This is a genomic window from Burkholderia sp. (assembly GCF_018375725.1).
In the GTDB taxonomy this organism is placed as follows: Bacteria; Pseudomonadota; Gammaproteobacteria; order Burkholderiales; family Burkholderiaceae; genus Burkholderia.
Window position 1 is genome coordinate 1 of sequence record NZ_JAHACR010000078.1, and the last position, 14,697, is coordinate 14,697.

Genomic DNA, 14,697 nt, shown 5'->3' on the forward strand with positions numbered 1-14,697 from the left:
TCGCCAGCAGGCCGGCGGCGAGCAGCACGCTCGGGTTCGACGTGTTCGTGCACGACGTGATCGCGGCGATCAGCACGTCGCCGTTCTTCACGTCGACGCCGTTGCTCGTCTTGTACTCGGCGTTCAGGTCGTCCGCCTTCTTCGCGAAGCCGTTTTCCGCGACCGGCTTCGAGAACAGGTCGGTGAACGTCGACTTGACGTTGCCGATCTCGATGCGGTCCTGCGGACGCTTCGGGCCGGCCAGCGACGGTGCGACGGTCGCGAGGTCGAGCGTCAGCGTCTTGGTGTAGTCGATGTCGCCGGCCATCGGGATGCCGAACAGCTCCTGCGCCTTGAAGTAGTTCTCGAACGCGTCGATTTCCGCCTTCGTGCGGCCCGTGCCCTTGAAGTAGTCGATCGTCTTTTCGTCGACCGGGAAGAAGCCCATCGTCGCGCCGTATTCCGGCGCCATGTTCGCGATCGTCGCGCGGTCCGGCAGCGCGAGCGTCTTCGTGCCTTCGCCGAAGAACTCGACGAACTTGCCGACGACCTTTTCCTTGCGCAGCATTTCGGTGATGGTCAGCACCAGGTCGGTGGCCGTCACGCCTTCGCGCAGCTTGCCCTTCAGTTCGACGCCGACGACGTCCGGCGTCAGGAAATACACCGGCTGGCCCAGCATGCCGGCTTCCGCCTCGATGCCGCCCACGCCCCAGCCGACCACGCCGATGCCGTTGATCATCGTCGTGTGGCTGTCCGTGCCCACGAGCGTGTCCGGATAATAGACGGTGCCGTCCTCGCCCTGCTTCTTGTGGACGCCGCGCGCCAGGTACTCGAGGTTCACCTGGTGCACGATGCCGATGCCCGGCGGCACGACCTTGAACGTGTCGAATGCCTGCATGCCCCACTTCATGAACTGGTAGCGCTCGTTGTTGCGCTGGAATTCCAGCTTCATGTTCAGGTCGAGCGCGTCCTTCTGGCCGAAGTAGTCGATCTGCACCGAGTGGTCGACGACGAGATCGACCGGAACCAGCGGCTCGATCTTCTTCGGGTTCTTGCCGGCGCGCTTGGCGACGCCGCGCATGGCCGCGATGTCGGCGAGCAGCGGCACGCCCGTGAAGTCCTGCAGCACGACGCGCGACACGACGAACGGGATCTCGTCGACGCGCTTGGCATTCGGCTTCCAGTTCGCGAGCTGCGCGATGTGTTCCTCGGTGATCTTCTTGCCGTCATAGTTTCGCAGCACGGACTCGAGCACGATACGAATCGACACCGGCAGGCGTTCGATCTTCGTCTTCAGTTCCTTGCCGAGTTGCGGCAGCGAGTAGAACTTGCCTTTGCCGGAACCGCTGTCGAATTCCTTGAGGGTCTTATGCAGATTGTGGGCCATGGTGAATTTCCTGGGTTAAGGCGAGGAAAAGGTTCCTGTAAATGACGGCTATATCACGTACAAGTCGACGTATTCATTGACCGGCATCGCTTCGAGCTTTGCCTGATCCAGCGACACGTCGAGAATCGCTTGTTGCTGCTTGGCCGGGAAGCGCCGCGCAAGATGGGTCCTGAATTTTTCGATCAGGAGCGGGATGCCTTCGGCGCGGCGCCGCTGGTGGCCGATCGGGTACTCGACCGCCACTTCGGCAAGCTTCGATCCGTCCGTGAACTCGATCGTCAGCGCATTCGCGATCGATCGCTTGTCCGGATCGTGATAATCCTTCGTGAACTGCGGGTCTTCGACGCAGACCGTTTTGGCGCGCAACGCATCGATGCGCGGATCCTGCGCGACCGCATCCTCGTAGTCGGCCGCGCTCAGCCGGCCGAACAGCAGCGGCACCGCGACCATGTACTGGATGCAGTGGTCGCGGTCGGCAGGATTGTCGAGGGGGCCCTGCTTGTCGATGATGCGGATCGCCGCCTCGTGCGTGCGGATCGTGATCCGCGCGATGTCGTCGGCCGTCCTGCCGGCCGCCGCGAGCTGCGCGTGCAGCTGCATGGCCGCCTCGGCTGCCGTCTGCGCGTGGAATTCCGCCGGAAACGCGATCTTGAACAGCACGTTCTCCATCACGTACGTGCCGTACGGGCGCTGGAAGCGGAACGGCCGGCCGTCGAACAGCACGTCGTAGAAGCCCCAGGTCTTCGCGGTCAGCGCCGACGGGTAGCCCATTTCTCCCGTCTTCGCGATCAGCGCCAGGCGCACCGCGCGCGACGTCGCGTCGCCGGCCGCCCAGGATTTGCGCGAGCCGGTGTTCGGCGCGTGGCGGTACGTGCGCAGCGCCTGACCGTCGACGAATGCGAGCGATACCGCGTTGATCAGTTCGTCGCGCGTCAGTCCGAGCAGGTGGCCCACGACGGCGGTCGACGCGACCTTGACGAGCAGCACGTGGTCGAGCCCGACCCTGTTGAATGAATTCTCGAGTGCGATGCAGCCCTGGATTTCGTGGGCCTTGATCATTGCGACCAGAACGTCGCGCATCGCGAGCGGCGTCTTGCCGGCGGCGATGGCCGTGCGCGACAGCCAGTCGGCCGTCGCCAGGATGCCGCCGAGGTTGTCGGACGGATGCCCCCATTCGGCGGCGAGCCAGGTGTCGTTGAAATCCAGCCAGCGGATCATCGCGCCGATATCGAACGCGGCCTGGACCGGGTCGAGCTGGAATGAGGTGCCGGGCACCTTCGCGCCGTTGGGCACGATCGTGCCCGGCACGACCGGCCCCAGCAGCTTGGTGCAGGCGGGGTAGGACAGCGCCTCGAGTCCGCACCCGAGCGTGTCGATCAGGCAATGACGCGCCGTCTCCAGCGCGGACACGCTGTCGATTCCGGCATTCAGCACATAGTCGACGATATCGACGAGTACCGTATCCGGAGCAGGGCGGACGTTGGAGATCGGGGCGGACATCGAGGCGCCTGGGCGAAGCCGCTTAGTTGGACTTCAGTTCGTTCGACTGCGTCGGCGCGACCGTGCCTTGCGCCATGGCGGCGGTCACGCACTCGTCTGCGAGGCGCGAGCCGTCATGGTCGCTGAACAGCATCGCCTTGGTCGGGATCACGACCAGCTTGAAGCCCTGCGCCGGATCGTAGAACACGTCTGCGCCGGTCGTCGTTTGCTGGCGCGGCAGCTTGTAGTTCTTCTGCGCCCAGTGAACGGTCACGACCTGGTCGCGCTTCATGTCGCCTGCGAGTTCGAACGACAGGCCGTCCTTGCACGACCACTTGACCGAGCCTTCCGGTGCCGTATCGACCTTCGCGGCGGCGGCGGCCTGGGCCTTCTTGCTGCGCGGAATCAGACGGTGCTTCGGTGCCGGACGCTTGGCCGTTGCCTTCTTCGCGGTCGAGCCGGCTTCCTGTGCGAATGCGCTCGGAGCCGAAACCAGCATCGTGGCGGACAGAGCGCCGATGGCGGTGGCAATCAGCAATTTCTTCATGGAGTCAGAACCTTTCGATAATCAGTTAACTAAGTGCCGGTGGCCTGGGGCGCCGGCCGGGTTGAACTGCACGCGCCCCGGAAGCGCGCAGCGGCCGCTATTTTCACCTATTTGGCGGCGCATATTTCAGGTTTTCGAACCCCGTTACGTTTTTGTCGGCATCGTGAATCCGGTGATCCATGTCGTGCGCCGGATGCATGAAAACGGTCTGGGCAGCGGCGCGGCAGCGTGGGCTCACGGCGCGCCTCCCGCAGCGGCGTTGCCGAACAGCGGCGCGGCTTCGGCCGGCACCGGCTGGCCGGTCGCCTGCGCACGGCGCAGCACGGACCAGTAATAGCGGTAGCTGGCGCGGTCGTGCAGCGTGTCTCCGTGGCGCATCGGTCCCCAGTTGGCGGCCTGCGCGGCCAGCAGGATCTCGGTGGCCAGCGCGACTTCGTCCGCGCGCGGCGCGAAGGCGTCGACGATCGGCTGGATCTGGGCCGGATGGATGCTCCACATCCGCGTGTACGCAAATTCGTCGCGCGCTCGCTTCGCGTCGCTGGCGACGACGCTCATGTCGCGCACTTCGGTCGTCACGTTGTGCGATGGCGTCTTGCCGTGCGCGTGGCACGCCGCGGCGATTTCGAGCTTCGCGCGGCGCACGAGCGGATGCTCGAACTGTCCGGGCGAGCGCATTGCCGAGTCGGGAATCGCGCCGTGGTGCGCGGAAACAAAATCCATCAGGCCGAAGCTCAGCGTGCCGACCATCGGCAGCGCGGCGAGTGCGCCGGCCTGCGCCAGTGCGCCGTGGGTCTCGACCAGCACGTCGACGGGAATCGGCTTCGCGATGCCGAGCTCGCGGCGGGTGCCCTCGATGAATGCGCTCATTTCGGCCGCGTCGGCTGCGTTCGCTACTTTCGGCAGCGTCATGTAGGCGGGCGCACGCGCCGCGCGCAGCACGATGCGCACATCGTCGCGCCAGTGCGGGTGGGAAAAATCGTGGATGCGCACGCCGACCCGGCCGAAGCGGTTGTCGTCGCTGCCCAGCAATTCGGCGATCAGTTCCGCGTGCTCGGCCTCGCGGCCGACAGCCGCGCCGTCCTCGCAGTCGAGCGTGACGTCGAACACGGGCCCCATTTCGGTCTGCAGCGCGAGCGACTTGCGCATCAGCTTCTCACTGCCTGCGTAGTGATCGCAGCAGGGCAGGATCGCGGGCGGCGGCGCGCCGTCGTACAGGACTTCTGCGGGGGTGAGCACGGACATCTTCTTTCTAGGATTTGGACCGGCGTGGAGAAAATCGGATTCGGACACGTTCTGAAGTGCATGGCGCGCGCGGCGCGCGGACGGCAAAACAAAACGTATCCGGATCGGATCGGTGCGCGCCGGTGGCGTACCGCCGGCGCGCATGACATCCGGGCCGCCCGCCGGGCCGCCCGGACACCGTCTTACTTCAGCAGGTGGGCGACGCCGTCGCGCTCTTCGAGCAGCTCGGCCAGCGTGCCGTCCATCTTCTCGCGCGAGAACGCGTCGATCTCGAGACCTTCGACGCGCTTGTATTCGCCGTTTTCGCAGATCACCGGCACGCCGTAGATGATGTCCTCAGGGATGCCGTACGAACCGTCCGACGGGATGCCCATCGTGACCCACTTGCCGTTCGTGCCGAGCACCCAGTCGCGAACATGGTCGATCGCCGCGTTGGCCGCCGACGCCGCCGACGACAGGCCGCGTGCTTCGATGATCGCCGCGCCGCGCTTGCCGACGGTCGGGATGAACGTGTCGCGGTTCCACACGTCGTCGTTGATCAGCTTGAGCAGCGATTCGCCTTCGGCGGTGGCGAAACGGAAATTGGGTTACATCGTCGGCGAGTGGTTGCCCCACACGGCGAGCTTCTCGATCGACGCGACCGGCTTGCCGGACTTGGCCGCGAGCTGCGACAGCGCGCGGTTGTGGTCGAGGCGCAGCATCGCGGTGAAGTTCTTCTTCGGCAGATCCGGCGCCGACTTCATCGCGATATACGCGTTGGTGTTCGCCGGGTTGCCGACGACCAGCACCTTCACGTCGCGGCTCGCGACTTCGTTCAGCGCGGCGCCCTGAACCGTGAAGATCTCGGCGTTGGCCGACAGCAGATCCTTGCGCTCCATGCCCTTCGAACGCGGGCGGGCGCCGACCAGCAGTGCGACGTCCGCGTCCTTGAAGGCGACCTTCGGATCGTCGGTGATCACGACGCCTTCGAGCAGCGGGAACGCGCAGTCGTCGAGTTCCATCACGACGCCTTTGACGGCGCCTTGTGCTTGCGGGAGGTCGAGCAGTTGCAGGATGACCGGCTGATCCTTGCCGAGCAGGTCGCCGTTCGCGATGCGGAACAGCAGCGAGTAAGCGATTTGACCTGCGGCGCCGGTGACGGCAACGCGCTTAGCGGGCTTAGCCATTGAAAATCTCCAGGACGGTGAAGCGTTGGACGCTTGGAAAAACGCCATTCTATGCGCGTTACACGAAGCGTTGCTTTGAAGCAGGGCGGAGGACTCGCGGTTGCATGCGCTGCGCCTGAAAACACCGGCCGAGGCACGTGGCCGGGGACGCGCTGCCGCATCCGCGAACCCTTGCTCGCCCCGGAGTGTAGGAGCGGCGGGGCGCAAAGTCAAACAGTATCTTATGTCTTATATAAGACAGATGTATTGCGCAATTTGTGTGGACGAAAAAGCGCGGTTTGTGATGAAATGCGCGCCATGACATCGAACCAGGCGAACAACGCACATCCGACCGGCGCAGGCGGCCCAGGGCAGCCGGGCGCAGCCGAGGCCGCGCCCTCGCCGACGTTCAGTCCGTTATACCAGCAGATCAAGGCATTGATCACGCAAAGTCTGGTGGCGGGCGAATGGAAGCCGGGCGAGATCATCCCGAGCGAGATGGAGCTCGCGGCCCGCTTCAAGGTCAGTCAGGGTACGGTGCGCAAGGCGATCGACGAACTCGCCGCGGAAAACCTGGTGGTGCGCCGCCAGGGCAAGGGCACGTTTGTTGCGACGCACAATGAGGAGCGCGCGCAATTCCGCTTCCTGCGCCTGCTTGCCGACGACGGTGCCGAGCACCCGCACGTGAGCCGCCTGCTCGAATGCCGCCGCCTGCGTGCGCCGGCCGAGATCGCCCGCCAGCTCGACCTCAAGCCGGCCGATCCGGTGGTGCAGGTGCGCCGCCTGCTCGATTTCGAGGGCGAGGTGACAGTTTTTGACGAGATCTGGCTGCCGGGCGCGATGTTCCGCGGACTGACGTTCGAGCGGCTGAGCGAGTACAAGGGGCCGTTGTACGCGATGTTCGAAACGGAGTTCGGCACGCGGATGATCCGCGCCAGCGAGAAGATCCGCGCGGTGGCGGCGGAGCCGGCGGTGGCCGACCTGCTGAGCGTGCCGCCGGGCTTTCCGCTGCTGTCGGTGGAGCGCGTCTCGTACACGTACGGTGACCGGCCGGTCGAGGTGCGCCGCGGCTGGTATGTCACGACCGGGTACTACTATCAAAACGACCTGAGCTGATGGCCAAATCGCTCGTGTCGCGTGCCTTCGCCATTCCGCGTTAAGCAAGGCATGTTTCGAGCCGCCTGCATTCCATGTCGCGCAATGCTCGAGGGCAGAGTTTCGCTGCAGCGCGATATAAAAAGGCGCTAAAATCGCGGGTTAGTGTGACAACATAAGTAGGGGTCTAGCATGACTGACGCAGTAAGAAAGCCGAGGCCGGAATACCGGAACATCGGCATCAGCGACATCACGATGAAATATCGCATGCCGCTGGCGGCGAGAGTTTCGATTCTTCATCGAGTCAGCGGTGCGCTGCTGTTCCTGTTCCTTCCGTTTCTGCTGTTCCTCTTCGACCAGAGCCTCACCTCCGAGCTCAGCTTCGAGGTCTTCAAGGCTTTCCTTTCCAACGTCGTCGTCAAGCTCGTCGTCCTCGTGTTGTCGTGGGCGTTCTTCTTCCATTTCTGCGCCGGCATCCGCCATCTGCTGATGGACATCAATCACGATGCCGTCACGAAAGAGCGCGGCAAGTCGACTTCGGCCGTCGTGCTGATCGCTTCGTCGCTGCTGACGATCGCCATGGCCCTCAAACTGTTCGGAGCATTCTAAGAAAATGGCAGCCAACAACCGAATCGGCTCGAAGCGCCTCGTCGTCGGCGCTCACTACGGCCTGCGCGACTGGCTCGCGCAACGCATCACCGCCGCGATCATGGCCATCTATACGATCGTGCTGCTCGTCCTGTTCTTCGGCGCGCACGATTTCTCGTACGAAGGCTGGGCGTCGATCTTCTCCGCGCAATGGATGAAGCTGGCGACCTTCGTGACGCTGCTCTCGCTCTTCTATCACGCATGGGTCGGCGTGCGCGACATCTGGATGGACTACGTGAAGCCCGTCGGTGTGCGCCTGCTGCTGCAATCGCTGACCATCGTCTGGCTGCTCGCAAGTGCGGGCTATGCCGCGCAGATTCTCTGGAGAGTGTAAAAGAATGGCTGCAATCAAAACTTCCCTCCCGCGTCGCAAGTTCGATGTGGTGATCGTCGGCGCGGGCGGCTCCGGGTTGCGCGCAGCGCTGCAACTGTCGCGCGCGGGCCTGTCGGTCTGCGTATTGTCGAAGGTGTTCCCGACCCGTTCGCACACGGTCGCCGCGCAAGGCGGGATCGGCGCGTCGCTCGGCAACATGAGCGAAGACAACTGGCACTACCACTTCTACGACACGATCAAGGGCTCCGACTGGCTCGGCGACCAGGACGCGATCGAATTCATGTGCCGCGAAGCGCCGAATGCCGTCTACGAGCTCGAGCACTTCGGCATGCCGTTCGACCGTAACGCGGACGGCACGATCTACCAGCGTCCGTTCGGCGGCCATACCGCGAACTACGGCGAGAAGCCGGTTCAGCGCGCGTGCGCGGCGGCCGACCGTACCGGCCATGCGCTGCTGCATACGTTGTACCAGCAGAACGTCGCGGCGAAGACGCAGTTCTTCGTCGAATGGATGGCGCTCGACCTGATCCGCGACGCGGACGGCGACGTGCTCGGCGTGACCGCCCTCGAAATGGAAACGGGCGACGTCTACATCCTCGAAGGCAAGACCACGCTGTTCGCAACGGGCGGCGCAGGCCGGATCTTCGCGGCTTCGACCAACGCGTTCATCAACACCGGCGACGGTCTCGGCATGGCGGCGCGCGCAGGCATCGCGCTGCAGGACATGGAATTCTGGCAATTCCACCCGACCGGCGTGGCCGGCGCGGGCGTGCTGATCACCGAAGGCGTGCGCGGCGAAGGCGGCATTCTGCGCAACGCGAACGGCGAGCGCTTCATGGAGCGCTACGCGCCGACGCTGAAGGATCTGGCGCCGCGCGACTTCGTCTCGCGTTCGATGGACCAGGAAATCAAGGAAGGCCGCGGCGTCGGCCCGAACAAGGACCACGTGCTGCTCGACCTGTCGCACATCGGCGCCGAGACGATCATGAAGCGTCTGCCGTCGATCCGCGAAATCGCGCTGAAGTTCGCGAACGTCGACTGCATCAAGGAACCGATTCCGGTCGTGCCGACGATCCACTACCAGATGGGCGGCATTCCGACCAACATCCACGGTCAGGTCGTCGGCACGTCGCGCGGCCACGAAGATCCGATCAACGGCTTCTACGCGGTAGGCGAATGCTCGTGCGTCTCCGTGCACGGCGCGAACCGCCTCGGCACGAACTCGCTGCTGGATCTCGTGGTGTTCGGCCGCGCAGCCGGCAACCACATCGTCGAGAAGGTCAAGAACCAGCGCGAGCACAAGCCGCTGCCGGCGGATGCCGCCGAGCGCTCGCTCGCGCGCCTGAACAAGCTCGACAAATCGTCGTCGGGCGAATACACGCAGGACGTCGCCAACGACATCCGTTCGACGATGCAGAAGCATGCAGGCGTGTTCCGCACGTCGGCGCTGCTGAAGGAAGGCGTCAACCTGATGGAAGGCCTGAAGGCGCGTGTCGACAACATCTACCTGAAGGACAAGTCGAAGGTGTTCAACACCGCGCGCGTCGAAGCGCTCGAGCTGGAGAACCTGATCGAAGTCGCATGCGCGACGATGGTGTCGGCCGAAGCCCGCAAGGAAAGCCGCGGCGCACACGCACACAGCGACTACGAACACCGCGACGACGAGAACTGGCTGCGTCACACGCTGTGGTTCAGCGAAGGTGACCGCCTCGACTACAAGCCGGTCCACATGAAGCCGCTCACGGTCGAGTCCGTGCCGCCGAAGGCGCGTACGTTCTAAGCCGAGTCTAAGGAATCTGAAATGGCAAAACGCATTTTTGAAGTCTACCGCTACGATCCGGACAAGGACGCCGCGCCGCGCATGCAGACGTATGAGCTGGACATCCAGCACGAACGCATGCTGCTCGACGCGCTGGTGAAGCTGAAGGCGCTGGACGAGACGCTGTCGTTCCGTCGTTCGTGCCGCGAAGGCGTGTGCGGTTCGGACGCGATGAACATCAACGGCAAGAACGGTCTCGCGTGCCTGACGAACCTGAACGACCTGCCGCAGAAGATCGTGCTGCGTCCGCTGCCGGGCCTGCCCGTCGTGCGCGACCTGATCGTCGACATGACGCACTTCTTCAACCAGTACCACTCGATCAAGCCGTTCCTGATCAACGACACGCCGCCGCCGGAGAAGGAGCGTCTGCAGTCGCCGCAGGAGCGCGACGAGCTCGACGGCGTGTACGAGTGCATTCTGTGCGCAAGCTGCTCGACGTCGTGCCCGAGCTTCTGGTGGAACCCGGACAAGTTCGTCGGCCCGGCCGGCCTGCTGCAGGCTTACCGCTTCATCGCGGACAGCCGCGACACCGCCACCGCCGAACGTCTCGACAATCTGGAAGATCCGTATCGTCTGTTCCGTTGCCATACGATCATGAACTGCGTCGACGTGTGCCCGAAGGGCCTCAACCCGACGAAGGCGATCGGCAAGATCAAGGAGCTGATGGTTCGTCGCGCAGTCTGACATGACGATCTCCATCGCCGCTTCGTTCGCTGCTCAAGAGGAAGGGCAGTCCGGGCGGAGCGGCCCGACGCAAACCGATATGAGCGACACGTCTCACCAATCCGACCCGCACCGTCGCGCCCGCCTTCGGTGGCGCGCCCGCCGCGGTCTGCTGGAGAACGATCTGATTTTCGATCGCTTCTTCAGCCGCTACGAGCATGACCTCACCGATGCAGACGTAGGCGCGCTGACTCGCCTGCTCGATCTGAGCGACAACGACCTGATGGACTTGCTGCTTGCCCGCAAGGAACCAGAAGGCGACCTTGACTGCCCGGAAATCAACCGGCTGCTGGAGATGCTGCGCAACGTCTAACCGCGTTACGCCCGTTATCGAATCCCGTTTCTATATTTCGATTGAGGATGTGCCATGACTCCGTCTGATGTAAAAGCCACGCTATCGTTCAGCGACAATTCGCCGAGCGTTGAACTGCCGATCTACCAGGGCACGATGGGCCCGGACGTGATCGACATCCGCAAGCTGTACGGCCAGACCGGAAAATTCACGTATGACCCGGGTTTCATGTCGACGGCGGCCTGCAACTCGGCAATCACGTACATCGATGGCGACAAGGGCGAGCTGCTGTATCGCGGCTACCCGATCGACAACCTCGCGCAAAACGCCGACTTCCTCGAGACCTGCTACCTGCTGCTGAAAGGCGAACTGCCGAACGAAGCGCAGAAGAAGGAGTTCGTCGCCACCGTCACGAAGCACACGATGGTGCACGAGCAGATGCAGTTCTTCTTCCGCGGCTTCCGCCGCGATGCGCACCCGATGGCGATCCTGGTCGCCGCGGTCGGCGCGATGTCGGCGTTCTACCACGACTCGCTCGACATCAACGATCCGCATCACCGCGAAGTGTCGGCGATCCGCATGATCGCGAAGCTGCCGACGCTCGTCGCGATGGCGTACAAGTACAGCATTGGCCAGCCGTTCGTCTATCCGCGCAACGACCTGTCGTACAGCGCGAACTTCATGCGCATGATGTTCGCGAACCCGTGCGAGGAGTATGTGGTCAACGACGTGCTCGTCCGCGCGCTCGACCGCATCCTGATCCTGCACGCCGACCACGAGCAGAACGCATCGACGTCGACCGTCCGTCTGGCCGGTTCGTCGGGTGCGAATCCGTTCGCGTGTATCGCGGCCGGTATCGCGTGTCTGTGGGGCCCGGCGCACGGCGGTGCGAACGAAGCCGCGCTGAACATGCTCGAGCAGATCGGTTCGCCGGAAAACATCCCCGAGTTCATCAAGCAGGTGAAGGACAAGAACTCGGGCGTGAAGCTGATGGGCTTCGGTCACCGCGTCTACAAGAACTACGACCCGCGTGCGAAGCTGATGCGCGAAACCTGCTACGAAGTGCTGAACGAGCTGGGCCTGCATGACGACCCGCTGTTCAAGCTCGCGATGCAGCTCGAGAAGATCGCGCTGGAAGACGAATACTTCGTGTCGCGCAAGCTGTACCCGAACGTCGATTTCTACTCGGGCATCGTCCAGCGCGCGCTGGGTATCCCGACGTCGATGTTCACCTGCATCTTCGCGATGGCGCGTACCGTCGGCTGGATCGCGCAATGGAACGAAATGATTGCGGATCCGGAGCAGAAGATCGGCCGTCCGCGTCAGCTGTTCATCGGCGAAACGCCGCGCGAAGCGAAGCCGCTGAGCGCACGTTAATTCGTTGCGGCGCGAGCGGCGGAAACGCCGTTCGCGCGGACGATCGACGCGCAATACCCCGGTGGGGCAACCCGCCGGGGTTTTTTATTGCCGATTCCGGTGTGACGCCTCCCGAGACGGTCCGCGGCCATCGCGCCTGATTGCTGGCCGGGCTGCCCACCGTCGTGCGATGTGTGGTCGACAGGCGACAACATGCGTCGAAAGCGTTTACCGGTCGCCGGGAACTCGCTATATTCCGTCGGGCATAACGAGCGTATCGACGGAAGCGGTGCGCGACGTTATGCGCGTGTTCTCCGATCGACCGAAGCCGAACGGCTCCGGTTCGCATCACGGAGCACTGCGTCGTGGCCGGATGCGCGTCGACGGACGTGCGCCCGTTCACGACCGTCAACAGAAGCGGGAGTTGAACCCGGCGCCATTCCGAAAACACCCGGGCATTGCCTGGACGATCCTGCTCATGCGCAGGATGGGTTGGGGTGCGGCTGTCGATAAAGCGGTCGCATCAACGTAATGACATGCTGCGCATCGTCGATGGACTGGCGCGCAGGAGCAACAAGGGAAGACAAATGAAAAGGACCATCGTAGCCGCGGCAGCGCTCGGGACGTTCGGCGCTGCGGCTCACGCGCAGAGCAGTGTGACGCTGTACGGCCTCATTGACGCAGGTGTCACGTACGTGAACAAGTCGGCGACCACGTCGGGCCCGAGCAGCCTCGTCAAATTCGGCGACGGCGTCGCACAGGCCAGCCGCTGGGGCCTGCGCGGTTCGGAGGATCTGGGCGGTGGTCTGACGGCAATCTTCACGCTCGAAAACGGGTTCAGCAGCAGCGACGGCACGCTGGGTCAGGGCGGCGCCATGTTCGGGCGCCAGGCGTGGGTCGGCCTGTCGAAGAACGGCGTCGGCTCGCTGACGCTCGGCCGGCAGTATTCGTTCACGACCGACTTCATCGGCAGCAACTACACGATGGGCTCCCAGACGGCGGCCGGCAATTACGCGTATCACATCAACGATCTCGACCAGCTGACGCAAAGCCGTATCAACAACGCCGTCAAGTTCAGCAGCGCGAACTTCGCCGGCCTGACATTCGGCGGCATGTACGGGTTCTCGAATTCGACGCAGTTCGGCGGAACGCCGACCGTCGGCACGACGCAGGGCTCGGCGAGCACGTACAGCTTCGGCGCGAACTACGCGCACGGCCCCTTCAGCATCGGTGCGGCCTACACGAATATTCGCTATCCGAACGGCTCGCTGCCGCAGTTCAGCTCGACGATCGCGAACGTCAACACCAACGGGCTGCGCGATCGCGAGACCTTCGGCGTCGGCGCACGCTATACGACCGCGCACAGCGCCGTATGGGCGAACTGGACGCATACGCTGTTCAAGCAGATGGTGGGCGGCACGTCGACGCTGAACAACTATGAAATCGCCGGCAAGTATTCATTCACGTCGGCATTCAGCGGGGCGCTCGGCTACACGTTCTCGGATCTCGACGGCGCCTTCAACGGCCGGTGGAACCAGGTCACCGGCGTGGCCGACTACGCGTTGTCCAAGCGCACCGATGTCTATCTGACCGCGGCTTATCAGCGGGCGTCGGGGAGCAACACGGTGGCCGGCAAGAGCGTGCCGGTGCAGGCGGAGATCGGCTCCAGCGCGACCTTCATCGGCAATGCCGGCGCGAACAGCCAGTTCCTGGCGCGCGTGGGTATGCGCCACCGGTTCTGACCGGCTGCAAGACGCCGCGCTGCTGCGTGGGCGAGCGGCGCGGGGCGGGCTGATCGTTGCTAGAGGTGAACGACCCGTGCGACGATGCTCGCCAACCGCGTGACATGACGAGGCGCGGGCAGGATGTCGGCGGCCGAGAACAAAACCGGTGCGCCGGCATCGATGCCGAGCGGCTGGCCGCTCATCTCGCATGCGACGATGGCGCGCTCGCCGACAACTGTATTGAACAGTTCGTGCCACGAGAACGTGACGGCGTAACCGTCGTGCGCGAGCGCAATGAAGATCGTCCGTTTGAAATCGCCCGGTCTGTCCTCGCGCAGACCGGCCATCTCGATGAGATCCGTCAGCCGCACGCCGCGATATGAATCGACGGTCCGGATGAAACGCTTCGTCGTGTAGCAGTGTAAGTCGAACGGGCCGGCTGTCACGCTGGCGTGGCGGCGCAGCTCGTCGAGCGATACGACCATCGGCCGCAGGAAATCGCCCGTCAGCGCGATGGCGCCGTTGGTGGTCTGTTGCGGCGTGGCCGCTGCCGGGTTCGAGCTATCCATTCTGTTCCCTTTGCATCGGCCGCAAAGCGGCGTGCCGCTTGCTGTCCCTGTCACGCCGCCGATGGAAGGCATGCCATGTCATGCGGCGGGGCTTGGCAGATTGCGTGCGGTATCGCGGTGAGCGCCGCTGCAAACAACCACCGGCGCGCGGCGCTGCGATCGCCCCGTCTCGGTTGGCCGCGGTATGGGCGGACGGGGCGGCGGCAGGCGGATCGGTGTCGACCGGATCCGGCCGCCGCCATGACGCGATGGGCGGCATCGACGGCGTACCGCCGCTTGCCGCATGCGTCGGGCGTGCGTTTACTGATCGACGCCGACGATCACGCTCGACGCCTTGAACAGCGCGATCGTCCGTCGG

General features: G+C 64.1%; 13 protein-coding genes and 1 pseudogene. 8 read left to right on the forward strand and 6 right to left on the reverse strand.

Features of this window, described 5'->3' with window-relative positions:
• From KH616_RS11520 to KH616_RS11540, 5 genes and pseudogenes are all read right to left on the reverse strand, one after another.
• The coding region (locus tag KH616_RS11520) for an aconitase family protein (RefSeq protein WP_292244245.1) at positions 1-1,366 on the reverse strand (1,366 nt) is incomplete at its 3' end.
• A 48-nt stretch (positions 1,367-1,414) separates the two neighbouring features.
• Positions 1,415-2,866, reverse strand: coding sequence for a bifunctional 2-methylcitrate dehydratase/aconitate hydratase (locus KH616_RS11525; RefSeq protein ID WP_292244246.1), 1,452 nt, complete (start codon positions 2,864-2,866; stop codon positions 1,415-1,417).
• 22 nt (positions 2,867-2,888) lie between these two features.
• Positions 2,889-3,392: a hypothetical protein gene (locus tag KH616_RS11530; protein WP_292244247.1), complete on the reverse strand. Its 504-nt coding sequence runs from the start codon at positions 3,390-3,392 to the stop codon at positions 2,889-2,891.
• Positions 3,393-3,626: 234 nt separating this feature from the next.
• Entirely contained in the window at positions 3,627-4,634 is a 1,008-nt protein-coding gene (locus KH616_RS11535) for an aldolase/citrate lyase family protein (protein ID WP_292244248.1), read from the reverse strand.
• Between the two features lie 182 nt (positions 4,635-4,816).
• A pseudogene (locus KH616_RS11540) lies at positions 4,817-5,800 on the reverse strand (malate dehydrogenase).
• 297 nt (positions 5,801-6,097) lie between these two features.
• Here KH616_RS11540 and KH616_RS11545 point away from each other — a divergent pair.
• From KH616_RS11545 to KH616_RS11580, 8 genes are all read left to right on the forward strand, one after another.
• Entirely contained in the window at positions 6,098-6,895 is a 798-nt protein-coding gene (locus KH616_RS11545) for a GntR family transcriptional regulator (protein ID WP_292244249.1), read from the forward strand.
• A 171-nt stretch (positions 6,896-7,066) separates the two neighbouring features.
• Complete coding sequence (gene sdhC / locus KH616_RS11550; RefSeq protein WP_292244250.1) at positions 7,067-7,483, forward strand: succinate dehydrogenase, cytochrome b556 subunit; 417 nt, start codon at positions 7,067-7,069, stop codon at positions 7,481-7,483.
• A 4-nt stretch (positions 7,484-7,487) separates the two neighbouring features.
• The gene (gene sdhD, locus KH616_RS11555; protein WP_292244251.1) at positions 7,488-7,856 is read left to right on the forward strand and encodes a succinate dehydrogenase, hydrophobic membrane anchor protein; all 369 of its coding nucleotides are present in this window, start codon (positions 7,488-7,490) and stop codon (positions 7,854-7,856) included.
• 4 nt (positions 7,857-7,860) lie between these two features.
• Positions 7,861-9,636, forward strand: coding sequence for a succinate dehydrogenase flavoprotein subunit (sdhA, locus tag KH616_RS11560; RefSeq protein WP_292244252.1), 1,776 nt, complete (start codon positions 7,861-7,863; stop codon positions 9,634-9,636).
• Between the two features lie 21 nt (positions 9,637-9,657).
• Positions 9,658-10,359, forward strand: coding sequence for a succinate dehydrogenase iron-sulfur subunit (locus tag KH616_RS11565; protein ID WP_292244253.1), 702 nt, complete (start codon positions 9,658-9,660; stop codon positions 10,357-10,359).
• 79 nt (positions 10,360-10,438) lie between these two features.
• Positions 10,439-10,711, forward strand: coding sequence for a succinate dehydrogenase assembly factor 2 (locus tag KH616_RS11570; protein ID WP_292244257.1), 273 nt, complete (start codon positions 10,439-10,441; stop codon positions 10,709-10,711).
• A 54-nt stretch (positions 10,712-10,765) separates the two neighbouring features.
• The gene (gene gltA, locus KH616_RS11575; RefSeq protein WP_292244254.1) at positions 10,766-12,067 is read left to right on the forward strand and encodes a citrate synthase; all 1,302 of its coding nucleotides are present in this window, start codon (positions 10,766-10,768) and stop codon (positions 12,065-12,067) included.
• A 566-nt stretch (positions 12,068-12,633) separates the two neighbouring features.
• Positions 12,634-13,788, forward strand: a complete 1,155-nt coding sequence (locus KH616_RS11580; protein ID WP_292244255.1) for a porin — start codon at positions 12,634-12,636, stop codon at positions 13,786-13,788.
• 59 nt (positions 13,789-13,847) lie between these two features.
• Here KH616_RS11580 and KH616_RS11585 read toward each other — a convergent pair whose 3' ends face one another.
• Positions 13,848-14,339 (reverse strand): molybdopterin-dependent oxidoreductase, encoded by a 492-nt coding sequence (locus KH616_RS11585; protein ID WP_292244256.1) that lies wholly within the window; start codon positions 14,337-14,339, stop codon positions 13,848-13,850.
• Positions 14,340-14,697 lie beyond the last annotated feature (358 nt).